Annotated in this window: 10 protein-coding genes; 3 read left to right on the forward strand and 7 right to left on the reverse strand. The window is 40.5% G+C overall.

Annotation, left to right across the window (positions count from 1 at the left end; genetic code table 11):
• Nucleotides 1-153 precede the first annotated feature (153 nt).
• The 3 genes from LCL89_RS07155 (at nucleotide 154) to LCL89_RS07165 (ending at nucleotide 5,180) form a co-directional block, all read left to right on the forward strand.
• Complete coding sequence (locus LCL89_RS07155; RefSeq protein ID WP_224809162.1) at nucleotides 154-1,014, forward strand: DegV family protein; 861 nt, start codon at nucleotides 154-156, stop codon at nucleotides 1,012-1,014.
• A gap of 66 nt (nucleotides 1,015-1,080) precedes the next feature.
• Entirely contained in the window at nucleotides 1,081-1,983 is a 903-nt protein-coding gene (locus LCL89_RS07160; RefSeq protein ID WP_224809164.1) for a DUF4349 domain-containing protein, read from the forward strand.
• 626 nt (nucleotides 1,984-2,609) lie between these two features.
• Complete coding sequence (locus tag LCL89_RS07165; RefSeq protein WP_224809166.1) at nucleotides 2,610-5,180, forward strand: EAL domain-containing protein; 2,571 nt, start codon at nucleotides 2,610-2,612, stop codon at nucleotides 5,178-5,180.
• Nucleotides 5,181-5,691: 511 nt separating this feature from the next.
• Here LCL89_RS07165 and LCL89_RS07170 read toward each other — a convergent pair.
• The 7 genes from LCL89_RS07170 to asnB form a co-directional block, all read right to left on the reverse strand.
• Nucleotides 5,692-7,386 (reverse strand): protein-tyrosine phosphatase family protein, encoded by a 1,695-nt coding sequence (locus LCL89_RS07170; RefSeq protein ID WP_224809168.1) that lies wholly within the window; start codon nucleotides 7,384-7,386, stop codon nucleotides 5,692-5,694.
• Nucleotides 7,379-8,476 carry a hypothetical protein gene (locus tag LCL89_RS07175; protein WP_224809170.1) on the reverse strand — a complete coding sequence of 366 codons (1,098 nt, stop codon included), beginning with the start codon at nucleotides 8,474-8,476 and terminating at the stop codon, nucleotides 7,379-7,381. Before LCL89_RS07175 ends, LCL89_RS07170 begins: the two co-directional genes overlap by 8 nt.
• An 11-nt stretch (nucleotides 8,477-8,487) precedes the next feature.
• A complete protein-coding gene (locus LCL89_RS07180; protein WP_224809172.1) occupies nucleotides 8,488-9,918 on the reverse strand; it encodes a glycosyltransferase family 2 protein in 1,431 nt (476 codons plus the stop codon).
• The gene (locus LCL89_RS07185; protein ID WP_224809174.1) at nucleotides 9,919-10,902 is read right to left on the reverse strand and encodes a HEAT repeat domain-containing protein; all 984 of its coding nucleotides are present in this window, start codon (nucleotides 10,900-10,902) and stop codon (nucleotides 9,919-9,921) included.
• Nucleotides 10,903-11,009: 107 nt separating this feature from the next.
• Nucleotides 11,010-12,227: a response regulator gene (locus tag LCL89_RS16835; RefSeq protein ID WP_224809176.1), complete on the reverse strand. Its 1,218-nt coding sequence runs from the start codon at nucleotides 12,225-12,227 to the stop codon at nucleotides 11,010-11,012.
• 48 nt (nucleotides 12,228-12,275) lie between these two features.
• Nucleotides 12,276-13,754, reverse strand: coding sequence for an alpha-amylase family glycosyl hydrolase (locus tag LCL89_RS07195; RefSeq protein WP_224809178.1), 1,479 nt, complete (start codon nucleotides 13,752-13,754; stop codon nucleotides 12,276-12,278).
• A gap of 224 nt (nucleotides 13,755-13,978) precedes the next feature.
• On the reverse strand, nucleotides 13,979-15,820 hold the full coding sequence (gene asnB, locus LCL89_RS07200) for an asparagine synthase (glutamine-hydrolyzing) (RefSeq protein ID WP_224809179.1): 1,842 nt from the start codon (nucleotides 15,818-15,820) through the stop codon (nucleotides 13,979-13,981).
• Nucleotides 15,821-15,841: the final 21 nt, after the last annotated feature.

The raw sequence follows: 15,841 nt of genomic DNA on the forward strand, positions 1-15,841 counted from the left end.
TTTTATCACCAGAAAGTTGTAAAAGCAAGTAAATAAATACCAATTCCTGTCACCTTATGTCGAAGTCGCAATAAGGTTCAAATATATTTTGACTACTTCCTCTATTGTGCCTAAACTAAAGATAGAATAAATAAAAAGCAGAGGATGACGATTATGACGGTACAAATTTTGTGTGATTCCGCATGTGACTTACCTAAAGAGACATTAGAATCTTATTCTGTCGATGTATTGCCACTAAGAGTGACCATCGATCAAGAAGAATACGAAGACGGGGAAGGAATTTCACCCCAGGAAATCTATGAAAAAATGCGTAATGGGAAAGAACCGAAAACGAGTCAAGTTTCCCCTCAAGCTTTCAGAGATCGATTCATGCACTATATCCAAAAGGAGCAGCCATTCATATACTTTGCTTTTTCCTCTGAATTATCAGGTACATACCAAACAGCTAAGATGATTGAACAAGAATTGAAGGAAGAACACCCTGATGCCCAATTCCAAGTCATCGATACGAAAGCCGCATCTTTAGGATACGGTTTAATCATCATGAGAGTAGCTGAATTAGCGAATGAAGACCGTACTTTTGAAGACATCTTGGAAATCGGTCAATACCACGCCGCTCATATGGAACATCTATTTACGGTAGATGACCTTGAATACTTACAGCGCGGGGGCCGTGTAAGTCGTACAGCTGCTTTTGTAGGTGGACTTCTTAAAATCAAGCCTCTCCTTCATATGGAAGAAGGCAGACTGATTCCTCTGGAAAAAATCCGAGGATCGAAAAAAGTTCTAAAACGTATGGTTGAGTTGATGGGAGAGCGTGGAAACGATTTGGAGAATCAGCGGGTTGCCATCAGTCATGGAGACGATGAAGAAGCTGCAAAACAACTAGCAGACATGATCCGTACGGAGTTTGGAACCAAAGACATCCACATCGATATGATCGGTTCTGTTATCGGAGCCCACGCAGGCCCGGGAACAATCGCCCTATTCTTCTTAAATGACACTCACAAATAAAATATCACCAACATACTTGTAACTAAACTCCCTTCTTTACGTCTAACGTAAAAAGGGGGTCTTTTTATGCGTAAAACAACCGGCTTTATTTTTCTCATATTTGTCCTGTTGTTATCTGCGTGCAGCGGAAAAGGTGGAGAAGAATCCAGCTATGAAACAGCCGACTCTGAAGGTGAAAGCACTGAAGAATCAGAGTCCAAGTCCCATGGAATATCAGAAGCACCAAAACAAGATAGTGCTACAGAAGAAAAGCAAGATGGATCGGAAAATACAGATAATAAAATGATGATCTATCAAGCAGATATCCAATTGGAAACGGACGATTATGAGAAGTTTACTCAGGACTTGGATAAAAAAATGAATGAATACGATGCATATATGGTCGAAACCAACATCCATAAAACTGAACAAGGAAACCGTCAGGGATTTATCCGTCTCCGGGTACCACAAAAACGTTTCCAATCATTGATGACTGCATTTGGTGAAATAAGCGATAATCTTTTATCAAAAAATGTCTCTGGACGAGATGTCACAAAAGAATATGTCGACCTTGAATCAAGACTTGCGGCGAAAGAAAAGGTAGAATCCAGACTGCTGACATTTTTAGACCAGGCCAGCGCAACGGAAGACTTGATCAAAATCTCTCAAGACCTGGAACGTGTCCAATCAGATATAGAATCCTTAAAAGGACAGATGAACTACTTAAAAAACCAAAGTGACTTTTCAACCATTACTCTATCCATTACAGAAACGAAAGTGGTTGTTCCAAAAGTGGATCAAAAACAATTGAATACATGGGAGAAAACAAAAAAAGCCTTCAATGATTCCTTGAACGGAATCCTTCAATTCTTCTCATTCATGACGATATTTGTAATCGGATATTCTCCAGTCTTAGTCATCCTGCTTGGACTTGGAATCATTCTATGGCTTATGAAAAAAAGAAGATCAAGGCAAAAAGAAAGTAATTAAACTCATTTTTCATGTCTGTCTTTCCTACATTTGAACAAACAATGAAAGTAAGCAAGCACGTTGAAAAGAGGCCGTGGAAATGGGAGTTTCTCCATTTCCACGGCCTCTTTTCACTTCTTTTTATATAAGCAAAAAAACCTTACTTTATTATTTCAAAAAAATATTGTTTTTCCTTGTCGAAAAGTGTTTAATATTTTGTAAAAGGGGTAAAGAAGCAAGATTATATTATTTTTGTAGGAGGCGAAACAATGGTTTTACGGTCTTCCAAACCATTTTTTAAATTCAAAAAAAACATACCTGTAAAAAGACTCCCCCAATTACCTGATAAAAGCAAGGAAATAACTAATCTTTTTGAATCTGTTTCAGATACCGTTTATTACATGGACAAAACGAGCAAAGAAATGGTATACAATCACCCCCTTTCCAAACAACTCGGGTTCTCCTCCTCGAAAAATCGACCTTTACACAAGTGCTTTGAAAAAAAGTCATCCATTGAGTTTAAGAAATATTTAGAAGATGCATGCGATGGCAATACACACATTCGATTTTTAAACGGAAAGTATAAAGATGGGTCCCTAGTGGTTCTCCAAACTTGTTTTATTCCGCACATCAAGGATGAAATCGTGATGGGTGTATTTATCATGTTCAAAAACATCAGTCAGGTGGAAAAAGTGGAAACGGACTTGCAAATCAGAAACCTGGCATTGAAACTTGCGGAAACTTCAGCCAACCTTGGGACATTTGAGTACAACTATGAAGAAGAATCCTTTATCGGTTCCCCAATCACTTACGAGTATCTCCATATTAAGGATATTAAGGACATTAAGGATATCTCTTCCCATGTTCAGTCTTTAATGGCCCCTGAAGATTTCAATTCCATGGTGGGACAATTCACCTCGGACAAAAAAATAAATGAATTGATTACATTGAAATACAAAATCAATTCAAATGACGGAGAAAAAATGTTTAAATCTGTCGCCAACATTCAATACAAAGAGAACCGCCCCTACCTATTGACAGGGATAATCCAGGATATTACGAAAGAAGTGGAAATCCAAAGAGAACTTGATGTAAAAGAACAATATCTGAAAAACATCTACAACAACTTAAGCATAGGGCTGTGGTGTTTCGATATGGAACGCAATGAACTGGCATTCGCATCCAAAGGACTCGAATCTATTTACGATCTTCCCCTGCAGAAATTTTATGATAAACCTGATATCAGCAATGAGTATATCCATCCTGAAGATATAGCAAAGGTAGAAAATGCGCGTTCTAATTTAATGAAAGGTGAAAAAATCGAACTCACATACAGGATCAAACTGGAAAAAAATCAGGTGAAATGGCTTCATGAAGAGACTATTCCTATTAAAAATGAAGAAGGAGTCATCATCCAGTGTCTCGGGGCTTTATATGATATTACTTCCCAAAAGGATCTTGAACATGAAATTGATTACTTGTCTAAACATGATGATTTGACCGGACTTCCTAACAGACGAGAGTTCGAACGGATCTTTGGAATTTGGGTAAATAAAGAAAACTTTACGTTAATGTCAGTGGACATTGATCGTTTCAAGTACATCAATGAAACTCTCGGACTGGAAATTGGTGATGAAGTTCTCGTAGAAGTTGGAAAAAAGCTGCACCGTTTAGTTAAAGAAGACGGTCTGGTTTTTCAGTTTGGTTCTGATGAATACATTATCCTATTGGATACAACACCAATAAAATCGAACCAACTGGCAAACGAAATCATTAAGACTCTTGAAATCCCATTCAACATCCAAGGCTATGATATTTATTTGACAGTCAGTATCGGAATAAGCTTTTACCCCACTGACGGAAAGACATCTTCTGAAATGCTGCAACGAGCCAATATCGCGCTGAATATGGTCAAAAAAAATGGTAAAAACAATTTCAAAATCTATTCCTCCACTAAAAATATATCTACGTTCAAAAAATATAAGTTAGAGAAAGACATGAGAACAGCTCTTTGCGAGGAACAGTTTGAGCTTTACTACCAGCCGCGTATAGATAGTTACAATGGAAAGCTGGAGGGTGCAGAGGCATTACTTCGTTGGAATCACCCAGAATGGGGACTCATCTCTCCTGGTCTCTTCATTCCCATGGCAGTTGAAAGTGGATTTATCATAGAGCTATCAGAATATGTAATTAAAAAAGCTTGTCAGCAGCTCGATTCCTGGAGAAATGATGGCCTCCCTGTACGTCCGGTTTCTGTGAATATATCCCCTAGAAGCCTGATGAAAGAAGACTTTATTGAAGTACTGACTCAAACCATGAACGCTTACAATATTAAAGGCGAATGGCTGGAGTTGGAAATTACCGAAGATACATTATTGACGAAGGAACCATATTTAATCGAGATTTTCAGTAAATTGAAAGAGATGGAAATATCAATAGCCATCGATGACTTCGGTACAGGCTATACCTCTTTTACACAATTAAAGGAGTTTGATATTGATATTATCAAAATTGATAAAAGCTTCATTAAAAACTGTGGAGCAGACTCCCATAAAGATAACCAAATAATTTCTTCTATGATTCATTTAGCTCATGGATTAGGTATCGAAGTAGTAGCTGAAGGAGTAGAAGAGATCCATCAATACTCATTTTTAAAGCAGAAAGAATGTGACCAGATTCAAGGGTATTACTTCAGCAAACCCCTCCCGGCTCAAGAATATGAATTCTATTTGAAAAGAGGAATCCTACGGCCGAAAAGTCAGATCAAATTATCTTTTGAGAAAAACCGCCGTCAATTTTACAGGATGGAATTTCCATACCCATTACTCGGCTCATTTTCAATCGTAGAATTTTATAACGAGAGCGTCGTTATAGGAAAATCAAAAGTATTGATAGAAAATATCAGCATAGGCGGCTTAAGGTTTATTACTAAGCTGCAACTGCCGGTCAATCCGGAAATTATGCTGCGCTTTTACTTCAAACTTTTTGGTAAAGATTACAGTCTTGATGGGAAGATCGTTTGGAAAGGTGAAGTGAAACCTGAAATCTTTCAATATGGGGTGAAATTTAATATTGAGGAGCAGACGAGGGATGAACTGGCAGATACGATGAACAAGCTTTATGTGTACAAGAAAAACAACAAACCCATCCCTGAATCGAATTTCATCGATACAGAAGCTGTCATTTATTTGAACAGACAACAAAAGACAATAAAATAATTCATTATTCCTTTCAGTTCTACTAACCACTTTAAAAATCGTCTGTTCTGGAAATGCAGTTTCACTCCTTTTTTCATCAGAGGGTCGTAGGGGATTACTTTTTATAAGGTCCTGTTATTGCTTGGTGTTGTTATTTCACATGTGAGCTCATATCAGCTCTTTTTCGTCCTGGGTTTTGTATGAGGCGGCCTTGGTAATGACTCCTCCTCAATGTAGAAGGTTCGAAAGGCCATAATCGAAGTCCGTTACACCAACTACGAACGGGGTGGCAGGGAAAACAGGTAGACTCCTTCGTGAAAAAGGAACAAGGTGAGACCCCGGAGAACGAAGTTCAAGGAGACTAAAGCGTCCCCCGCGGAAAACGTACTGTTTTCCCTGCGATCCCATACTCTGAGTAAATAACGGACCGGACACCTAACCCCATTACAGCTTTAACAGAGCCTTAAAATATAGAAGAAAAAAGCTCAGAGACTTTATGGACTCTGAGCTTTTAATCAATTCGATAGGATTTTTATTTGAATACTTCCTTTACTAAATCTTTCAATTCCTCCGCAGTAATGACATAGGTCGTTCGATCATTCGCTGCTAATTCTTTGACTAACTCATCTTCGTAACCTTTGACCATATCAATCTTAGAAAAAGTTAAGTTAAAACGACCAGCAAGTTGTTCTGTCTGCTTTTTCATCTCTTCGGTATGCACGCTTGCCGCATACACCATCACAACATGTTCTACTCCGTTGGAAAGCAGATGGTTTTCCCATTCGACTTCATTCAGAACAGGTCCTAAGAACCTTTTCCTATTCCCGGATATGACGTTGATTTCTCCACTCTCCACTTTTGTTCCATCCAATGACTCGTCTATGCCGTATTCAAAGCCATTCAACATATTTATCAATAAGGATGTTTGATTGAGTTGACCTTCTTCCTTCACATATGTCGTCTCTTTCAAACTATGAATCGACTGTGCCACACGGTAAACTTCCCCTATCGAATCATCATTCATTACAATATCGGCAGAAGGAGCCGTTCCATAACTGACCGTATTACTAATGCCGGCTTTATTGAGTGCAGCAGGTTCCAGATTCGCATTTCCTACAGCCAGCCAATAAGCTACATTGGTAACAGAAGCAGGTAACTGATTTTCTTGGATAGGCGATAAGCCTTTGTTTAATATCACATTCAACTTCAGCATCCTATCCCCAATATCAAATCCATGGAGGAAGATTTTGTGATCAGTATTCTGTAAATATTCAGCTAACTGTTCTATATCATCCTTTGAAAATTCCAATTCATCAATAGGTGTGAATTGTATTCCATTCTCTTCAGCGACCTTCTTCTCTTTTTCATATAAGCTGGAATCTGAATCAAGTAATGTTACGATTTCCTTAATTTCATGCCTCAGCAGACTGAACCATTCCGGATCTGTCGGATAAGGGCCTAAGACAATTCGACTGTCATCATAAGTGAAGACCATTCCCCGCTCAAAATCATCATCTAACAATTCAGCATGCTTTTCTGCCTTTATTCCTGTCGCGCTGACGAGCAATTTCTTCACATAGTCCACACGATGCTTTCCTAAATAACAGTGAACGTAATACTTTTTCCCATCGTTTTCCTTCACCAAATTCAGAATACCATCCAACGATTCTTTATTATCCCCCACCCATGGAAGCATCGGGTAGGAATGGATGGAGAGTCCGACCTCTTCACCGTTTACCTTTTCCTCTTTCAATAATTGATTTTCGAAAACAATCGTCGGATTCAAGAGAGTAATGACTCCATCATACCCCTCTTCCTTAAGTTTCAATAAGTCATCTTTTTGAGGATATGGTCCGAACGTGATTTGTTCGGTAGCCTCTTGGACTTCCCCTTGACTCAAAGCGACCAAAGCAGAATTGGTATTGCTGAACAAGTAAAAAACGATTCCAGCATTGACCAGGAAGAATGCTGTGATTGAATAGGATAGGGCCCTTCTGTCTTTTCTTACGACCCAGCGATAAAAGACATAGGTGACAAGAAGACCGAACAGTCCCCATCCGAATACGAAATATTTCAGTGTGCTGTCAATTTCGCTTTGTTTCCGGCCGATTTCTACTAACCACTCTTCAAAAGGAACGATGAAGAAGAGCAGGAAGTATCCTCCACCACTAAAGCCGAAAGCACCTAAGAATAGGAGCAATAATAGGATTTTAATATACTTAGACATCGCTTTCCCCCACGGATGATTGTGCGTCGATGATCGATTCCATTAAAGGAGCATATACCTTCCAAAAGAAAGCATCATCGGCGTTGAAAAATGAATTCACATGCTTGTACCAGCTTGGCATCGACCAGCGGGCATAATAGTCTTCGCCTACATCTGCATAATCTCCGGCAAAGTAATACGTTTTTCTTTCCTTGTTATGGAGAATTGCAGGAAATGAAGCAGGGATGCCGTTATCTTCCAACAACTCTTCAGCTTTAGGACTGATCGCTAATTCATATCGCGCTTCCACATCCACCTCTTCTGTAGGTTGGATGATGTCAAACCAGTATCCGTACTCTCCATCGACGGCGTCCGGATAAAGGGAGCGGGCTTCTTTTTCCCACTTGAATTGAACCTTGTCGTGGACATCTTCTGATGGAAGTACAATGACATAATCATGATCATTCACAAATGCAAGTCCCTTCCCTTTGAACTTCCATTCTTGATCATGCTGTCGCTCCCAATTCTCCCTCAGCCAAACCGGCACTTCCCCATCATCTAACTCTTTGAAATATCTCCCGATCCACCCTGTCCATGTGATCCCGAGATTTTTTTCCACAAGCTTTCGGACACTTGGGTTCGTTGGTGAAGCCAGAGAGTTGAATTCAACAATTAATGTGTTCTCATCTGTTTTGTTCATCATGATTTGATTCCATTCATAAATCGTAAGACCGCCGTATAACAGTTCAGAACGCTCACCTAAAGGGTTGCCCTGCAAATCTTTGTCGTACACGCCATACGTATCAGCTACATAGATCAAATCCACTGGATCCGGTATTTCAAAGCTTTCATCCCCTTGGTATTCTTCAGGGTCATACCCATAATAATCCGATTCCAGTTGATAAGATTCACCAGACGGGTCACGAACCTTCTTATGGTCCAGCACCCAATACAATCCTTTGTGTTCTCGATAATCATTTTGTGGAACGGTTTTATCCATCACAGCTACCGATAATGCTTTCTTACTATCAAACTGCCAGGAAAGAAACGGGTAGAATAGGAGGATGAAAAATAACAGAATGAAAATAACACCTAAAATTCGTTTAATCATGAACGTTCTCCTTACGTATTTTCTTGAGATAGGCCTTTTCTTTCCATTCCTCCCCAAGCACCTTTTCGTGCTTTTCTGTTCGGACGGATTCTGAAAAATGCCATCGTTCTCCAGATCGCATTGAGCTGACGGTACCAAAAGCTCTCAATCATACTGAATAACATTAACTTGAAGAAATCACGGACTCTCGTATATTTACGGAAAGTCATTTCTTCTAATAGAACCGCACTCATCGATAAGAACATTCCAAAAACGAAAGTAGCCAAAATGAATAAAATGGCAAACGGAACGTTGACGATATCAAAGTATAAACCGACTAACATAAGGATTGTGCCGACTAATTCAACCGTCGGACCAATCAATTCGACCAGGAAAAAGTAAGGCATGGCGATTAATCCCATGTGCTTATATTTAGGGTTGAACATCGTTTTTTTATGTTTCCATAAAGCTTGGAATAACCCTTGATGCCAGCGGATTCTTTGTCTTCCCAACACTTTCAGTGAAGATGGTGCTTCTGTCCAGCATATCGGGTTCGGGAGGAAAATAACTTTCGCTTTACTCTTTTTATCATAAAGATATTTTTGCAGCCTTATGATAATCTCCATATCCTCACCGACAGTGGTTGTATCATAACCACCGATTTCAATGATTTCCCTCTTCCGAAAGATTCCAAATGCCCCGGATATGATCAACAATGAATTGATGCCAGAGAAGCCGAGCCTCCCCATCAAAAATGATCGTAAGTACTCAATGACTTGGTGGATGGCCAATGGATTTTTAGGAAGACCTACTGAGACCACACGTCCATCCTCTACTGTCGTTCCATTGGCGACACGGATAATGCCCCCGCAAGCTACAATATCATCCTCGCCTTCAATGAAGGGTTGAGTAGTTTTTAATAAAGCATCCCGATCCAATAATGAATCAGCATCGACGCTGCAGATATAAGGGAAGTTCGAAGCGTTCACACCTGCATTGAGTGCATCGGCTTTCCCTCCATTCTCTTTATCCAGCACGATCAATTGAGGATATTGAAGAGAGCGGTAAACTCCACGAATCTCCTCTGTAGGGATTTGATATCGGATCGGTACATTCACCTCATGCAATGAGTACGATTCTATCAATTCCTCTAAAGTAGCATCAGTGCTGCCGTCATTGATGACGATGACTTCATATTCGGGATATTCAACTAACAGGGCGGACAATAAATTACTGACAATCGTTTTTTCTTCATTATATGCTGGAATCAACAGTGACACAGGCGGGGTCAGGTGCGACCGGTTAAGATCTTTATAAACCTTGTGAGATGTCCTTCTCATGTAATGTTTTACTTGTTTTAAAGAAAGCAAAAACAGGGATACGTAATAGAAATCGACAAACAACACGTAATAAAGAATGATTAAATTAAATAGGTAGTAGATATCAAAGAATAAAATGTCCATTTAAGATCCTCTCAAATGCTTTTCTTGTAATACTTTATTCGCAATGTCTTTAGCAAAGATATCTTCATGAGTATCCGCGACATCTTTCAACTCTTTTCGACCTTTTTCGCCAAAAGCATATAAAGTTTCCGCAGCACGGACACGCACCCACCAGTTCTTGTCCTGGATTGAATGATTAACAAGTTCCGGAATGGCTTGTTCCAATTTACAGCTTTGGATGACATATATGGCAAGTACTCGTTCTTCCCAAGAGGATGAGAATAAAAAATCGAAAATGGCCTCGGGTTCTAAAATCATCCCTATATCTCCGATGGCTCTCATTGCTTTCAATCGTATTTCTTTTTCTTCCCGCCTTAATAGAGTAGTCAGTAAAGGCAGTTGATTCATCGCTTTTCGTTTCCCTATGATTTCAAGAAATACGCCTTGCAGCTCAGGAGATACTTGATGAAAATGCTGAACAATATAATCAATCAAAGTAGGATCATCGGAGCCTGTACTTACCAGCATATCCCCGATGTGGACGATCACTTTATGAGGGAGTTCGTTTTCATGAATGACCATGTAGTTCAACACTTCAATGCTTTCCCCCATTTCACACAAAGCACGGACCACTGACCTTCTCAAATCATATTCTTCTGTATAGAGGTGCTGTTTTATAATAGGAACGAACTGTTTCAAGTGTAACTCGGTCGCTTCGTTTACTCCTGCCGAAACGATCCACCACCTTTTATCCTTCAGCATCGTTTCCACTTCTTTAACGACACCGAAATCTTCAATGACAATGTTCAGTCGTTCGATTTCTTTCTCGCTATTGATTACACCCGCAATTTGTATGGCGATCTCTTTGATCACCTGCCGCTGCCACTTAGCACTTGAAGAGATCAGAAAAACCGGACGGTCGTAACCTGTAGTAATGTAACGGATTACTAATGGGTAGACCTTCGCATGGAAATCCTGCATCTTTTTAGCTCTGTTACGCAACATGATTTTTTTAGTAAGTAAATAAAAGAACAAACCTATGATAACTAAGGAAAAAAAGATCGCAAAAAATAAAATAAAATATACAGTGATTACCATTCGCATCTACTCCATCATAATTTAACTAAATCCCTTTTCAACCTAGCTTTTAGTACGTCCATAGAAAACGGCTTTGTAATATATTCATCCGCTCCCATTTCAAACGCACGAACCATGTAGTGATGCAAAGTCTGAGTGGTCAAAAAATAGAATTTTGTACGATTCAATCGTTCTTGCTTTCTGATCTCATAACATAACTGCAGGCCATCCATATCCTCCATCTTGATTTCCGATAAGATGTAGTGAGGATTGAATTCCAGAGCGGCATCCAGAGCTTTCTTCCCTTGAGAGCAGGCTTTAATCACCCACTCGTTTCCAGACAAGTAATTTTCGATCAGAGCTGGAGTGATCGGGTCACTATCGACGATGAGGACGCGGATCTTATCATTATCACCCTGCACTCCTTGCTCTGAATTCTGAACCGGTTCGTCGTTGAACTCCTCCTCCATTTCTTCTTCCTCTACATCTGGGCTGAAATCTATTGGGAAGGCTGCACTCTCCCCCCTTACAGCTATCGAATCAGAAACTAGTTCTTCTTCCTCCTGATCCAGAGCCTCTAACTCTTCTAAATAGCGATCGTCTTCTAAACGATCGTTCTCACTCACAGAAGCAGTTTCTTCTTCATAAAACTCGTCTTCTTCTAAACCCAGAGCTTCTTCAAGTGAAGCTTTCACACTACGCTGCGTGAGCGGTTGTTCACTGAGTTCACCTTCACTGCTTTCATCATCCATTTGAAGATTCATAGACTCATTGGATGCTGAAGCTTCACTTTCTTCTGGTGTGGAAGGGGAAGAGAGGGGCTCCTCCACGAACCCCAAAGTCTCTTTTTCTTTCTCCATCAATGATTTAAAGCTTTCGGCTTCAATGGCTAAATCATTTGCACCCATCGGTACATGGATACCACTTTCCGCATCCACACTCTCCAGTTCTTTAACAATCAGTTGTTTAACAATGGTGTGGACTCCTTGAGCGACCAGCCATTCCCGCCCATGCTGAACGTGATAGGCATGAGCACCTTTTTCAAATTGAGCGGAAATAAATGTAGAAATACGATTGATACTCTCTTCATCATAGACCTCACTCAATTCTTTCAACTGACTGAGTACAGCCTTCAGATAAGTAGTTTTTGTTGATGCTGAAAAGAATTCTTTTTGTTCACTCACCATATACTGATGGATTGCAAACAACGTTTTTTGAATTTGTATGAACGACTGATCTCTGTAATCGCGCACGACTTCCACCTTCTTAGTTTAAAAATTTGCCTCGTCTTTCAATGACGATCATCCTTCTTCGGAAGCTGCTTTTCTGCTCTTCAAACTAAGGATGGTGACTGCAATGATGAACAGGCCGAGAACCCCTCCGACAAAGCCGATAAACAACCAGTTATAGCCTTGGTCTTCTTCTACAACGAAAACGTCTGCCGTTTCTCTTTCCATTCCTATACGATAACTTCCATCTTCGTGCTGACGGACCAGACCATCATGCAGCAAACCTCTCAACTGCTGGTTCTGTTCCAAGCCTTTCAGTGAAGCCGTTTTAGTTTCTTCAGCATTGTTGATGGCAACAAGCATCGTTTGATCTTCATGCGTACGCTTGAAGACCGCCATGCCATCCTGATTGTAAACTTCTTCGAAATTACCTTTGGTCATCGCAGGAAATTCTTTTCTCATAGAATTTAACTTTTCAATTCTCTGCTTCAGTTGTTCATCGTTTGCTTTGAAATTCATCATCGGATTTTCTTCCAAATTTCCCCCATCATCAAGCGGCACTTCTGTGCCGTAATACACGACCGGTATTCCCGGAGATGTATATAGATAAGTCAAGGCCAGCTTCAGTCTCGTAATCGGGTTTTGTCCTTCTTTTACAGCTAGGTGTGTAAACCTTACATCTTTGAAGTTATTTAACTCTTTTATCGTACTTTTCTCAGAAATAGTTAAGTTTTTATCATTTGAATTTTTATGAAGTTCTTCCAATGAACCTCCTGCTGTTTTAAATGTACTGCGGACTTCGTTGAAAAATAATTGATCCACAGTTGCATCCACTATGCTTTCAGGCCCTTCAGATATCAAAAATAAACCTTGAGTATCTTCTTGTTGATCCAATTGATTCAGGAAGTCCTCTGGGTTTTTAGATCCATGGTGGAAACGGAAACCATCCACTCCAGTTTCCTCGACCCAGAAATTTACTGTTTCTGCAAAATACTGCTGCACCTCGGAATTCTCCAGATCCAATGCAGGTAAGCCCCTGGTCCAGCGTATCCGTTCATCTTGATTCGCATTGGATTGATACCATTCGTCTTTATCGCCATCTTCAGTCCAACTGTGATTTTCCGACGTATAGCCGATCACCATGTCAAAAATGACTTTCATATCCCGGGCGTGGGCTTCTTCCACTAAGCTCCTGGCTTCTTCCATCGTTCCGAAATGTTCTTCAACAGACCGGTAATCTTCAGTCCAGAATCCGTGAAATCCGCCCGCCTCATTTTTCATGATCGGGGAAAGTTCAATAGTCGTAAAACCGAGCTCCTTGATATGATCTAATTGTTTAATCACTCCATCAATGTCTCCGCCATGATAAGCTTTCGGATTTTCCAAATTTGTTTCATAATCATTTTCAGTAGTCCCATTCATGAACCTGTCCACCATTATGTAATAGATGCTTTGGTCCTGCCCCTCCTGTGGAGTGTCATTTTCTGCATGCACTGTCATTGCCGTTGGCAAGACGAGGAAGAGAATCAAAGTCATGAATAATCGTTTCATTTAAAAATCTCCTTATTATTTAGAAATGTAATTTAAGATTAGCGTTTTACACATAGACAAGTCAATCGGATAATTTGCCAGGTGTACATACACCCTATAAATTGTATCAAATCAGTGAACATTCTACTTTCAATCCTCCTGACAGAGATTCAAAAAGCTAAATATCTTCATATAGTGCCTGCGTATGAACAAAAAAGCCATCCTTCAGCAAGGATGGCTTCCATTCATAAACGAACCTTATATTTACTTAACCAATAATTAATTTGACATAAGTGGGCAATCAACTGCGGACCGGTCATCAGCTGTCCGAACCACGGCGTTTGAATAGACTTCCCTTCTGATTGATTCAACGTAATGATTCTATTCCTATCGAACAAATCAAACAACGGTGCATTCGGGTCTGCTGCGATTTCATTCATCCATGTACACACCGCTTTCGTGTAATCAGGATGAAAGGTTTTCGGGTAAGGGTTTTTCTTACGGAACAACACTTTATCAGGAAGGATGCCCCTTAAAGCTTCACGAAGGAGCCCTTTCTCTCGATCATTATGATGTTTCATATTCCAAGGGATGTTCCAGGCATATTCGACCAATCGATGATCACTGAAGGGTACACGGACCTCCAAACTGGCCCCCATGCTCATCCGGTCTTTTCGTTCCAACAACGTCTGCATAAACCAATTCATATTCAAATAGAACATTTGTTTATGTTTTTGAGACGCCCTCCCTTCTTCAGGTAAGACGGGAGCTTCATCTATGGTCTCTTGATACCTCCTCAACATGTAGGATTCAATATCCAAATCGTCGTTCAAGTCATCCAGGATGAGCGACTCACGCGCATGAAGTGAGCGAATCCACGGAAACCCTTTTCGTTGTTGATCTTCTTTACGGTAATACCATGGGTAGCCGCCAAAAATCTCATCTGCGCATTCCCCTGACAGAGCGACCGTCACATGTTTTTTTATTTTTTCACAAAACCAGAGCAGTGAAGAATCTACATCCGCCATGCCTGGCAGGTCTCTGAGTTCCACAGCGCGTTTAAGACGATTTACAAGGTCTTCTGTCCGCGCTTCCATCACTGTATGATCGGTCCCGTTCTGTTTACTTACCAATTGAATGTATGCTTCATCACGGTCAGGTTGGAAGTCATTCTTCTTAAAAAATTTATCCTGATCTTTGTAATCGATGGAGAACGTTTGAAGAGTCCCCATTTTTTCATTCTTATAGTGTTCGGCGGCTATTGCTGTAATCGCACTGGAATCAACGCCTCCTGACAAGAAAGTGCCGAGTTTCACGTCTGAGACCAACTGTCTTTCAGAAGCATCGATGAAGAGCTCTCTAACCCTCTCCACGGTCTCCTGGAACGAGTGAGTATGAGGTTGGCTGACTACATTCCAATAACGTCGAACAGTCAAATTCCCCTTTTCCCACACAGCAAAATGACCTGGCCGGATTTCTTGCACATGTTTAAATATGCCATGACCAGGAGTTCTGGATGGCCCAAGAGATAATACTTCCTGCAGCCCTTCTTTATCCACCCTTTCTTCTACATCAGGATGAGCCAGGATTGCCTTGATTTCTGACCCGAACATGAAACCACTCGAGTGATCACTGTAAAAAAGTGGTTTGACTCCTAAACGGTCTCTCGCTAAAAACAACCGCTCTCTTCTTTTTTCCCAAATCGCAAAAGCGAATATTCCATTCATATGGTCGACACAACGTTCTCCCCACTGCATGTAACTGATTAAAACGACTTCAGTATCAGAATGAGATTGAAAACTCCATCCCTTTTCTATCAATCGGTTTCTGATTTCTTCCGTGTTATACAATTCTCCGTTGTAACAGAGGATATACTTCTCATTGTGGGCTTCCCTGATCATCGGCTGCCTGCCCCCTCGAGGGTCTACAACAATCAACCGTTGATGTCCAAGAGCTGCTGGACCCTCAATCCACTTCTGATAATCATCAGGTCCACGGTGTCTTAACGTTTCGGCCATCCGATCCAATATCATTGTTTTATCAATGAATTTATGATTATAGTCGATCCATCCAACAATTCCACACACTCAAGCCTCACATCCCTCTTC

This window comes from Halobacillus yeomjeoni, from assembly GCF_020171525.1.
GTDB lineage: Bacteria > Bacillota > Bacilli > Bacillales > Halobacillaceae > Halobacillus > Halobacillus yeomjeoni.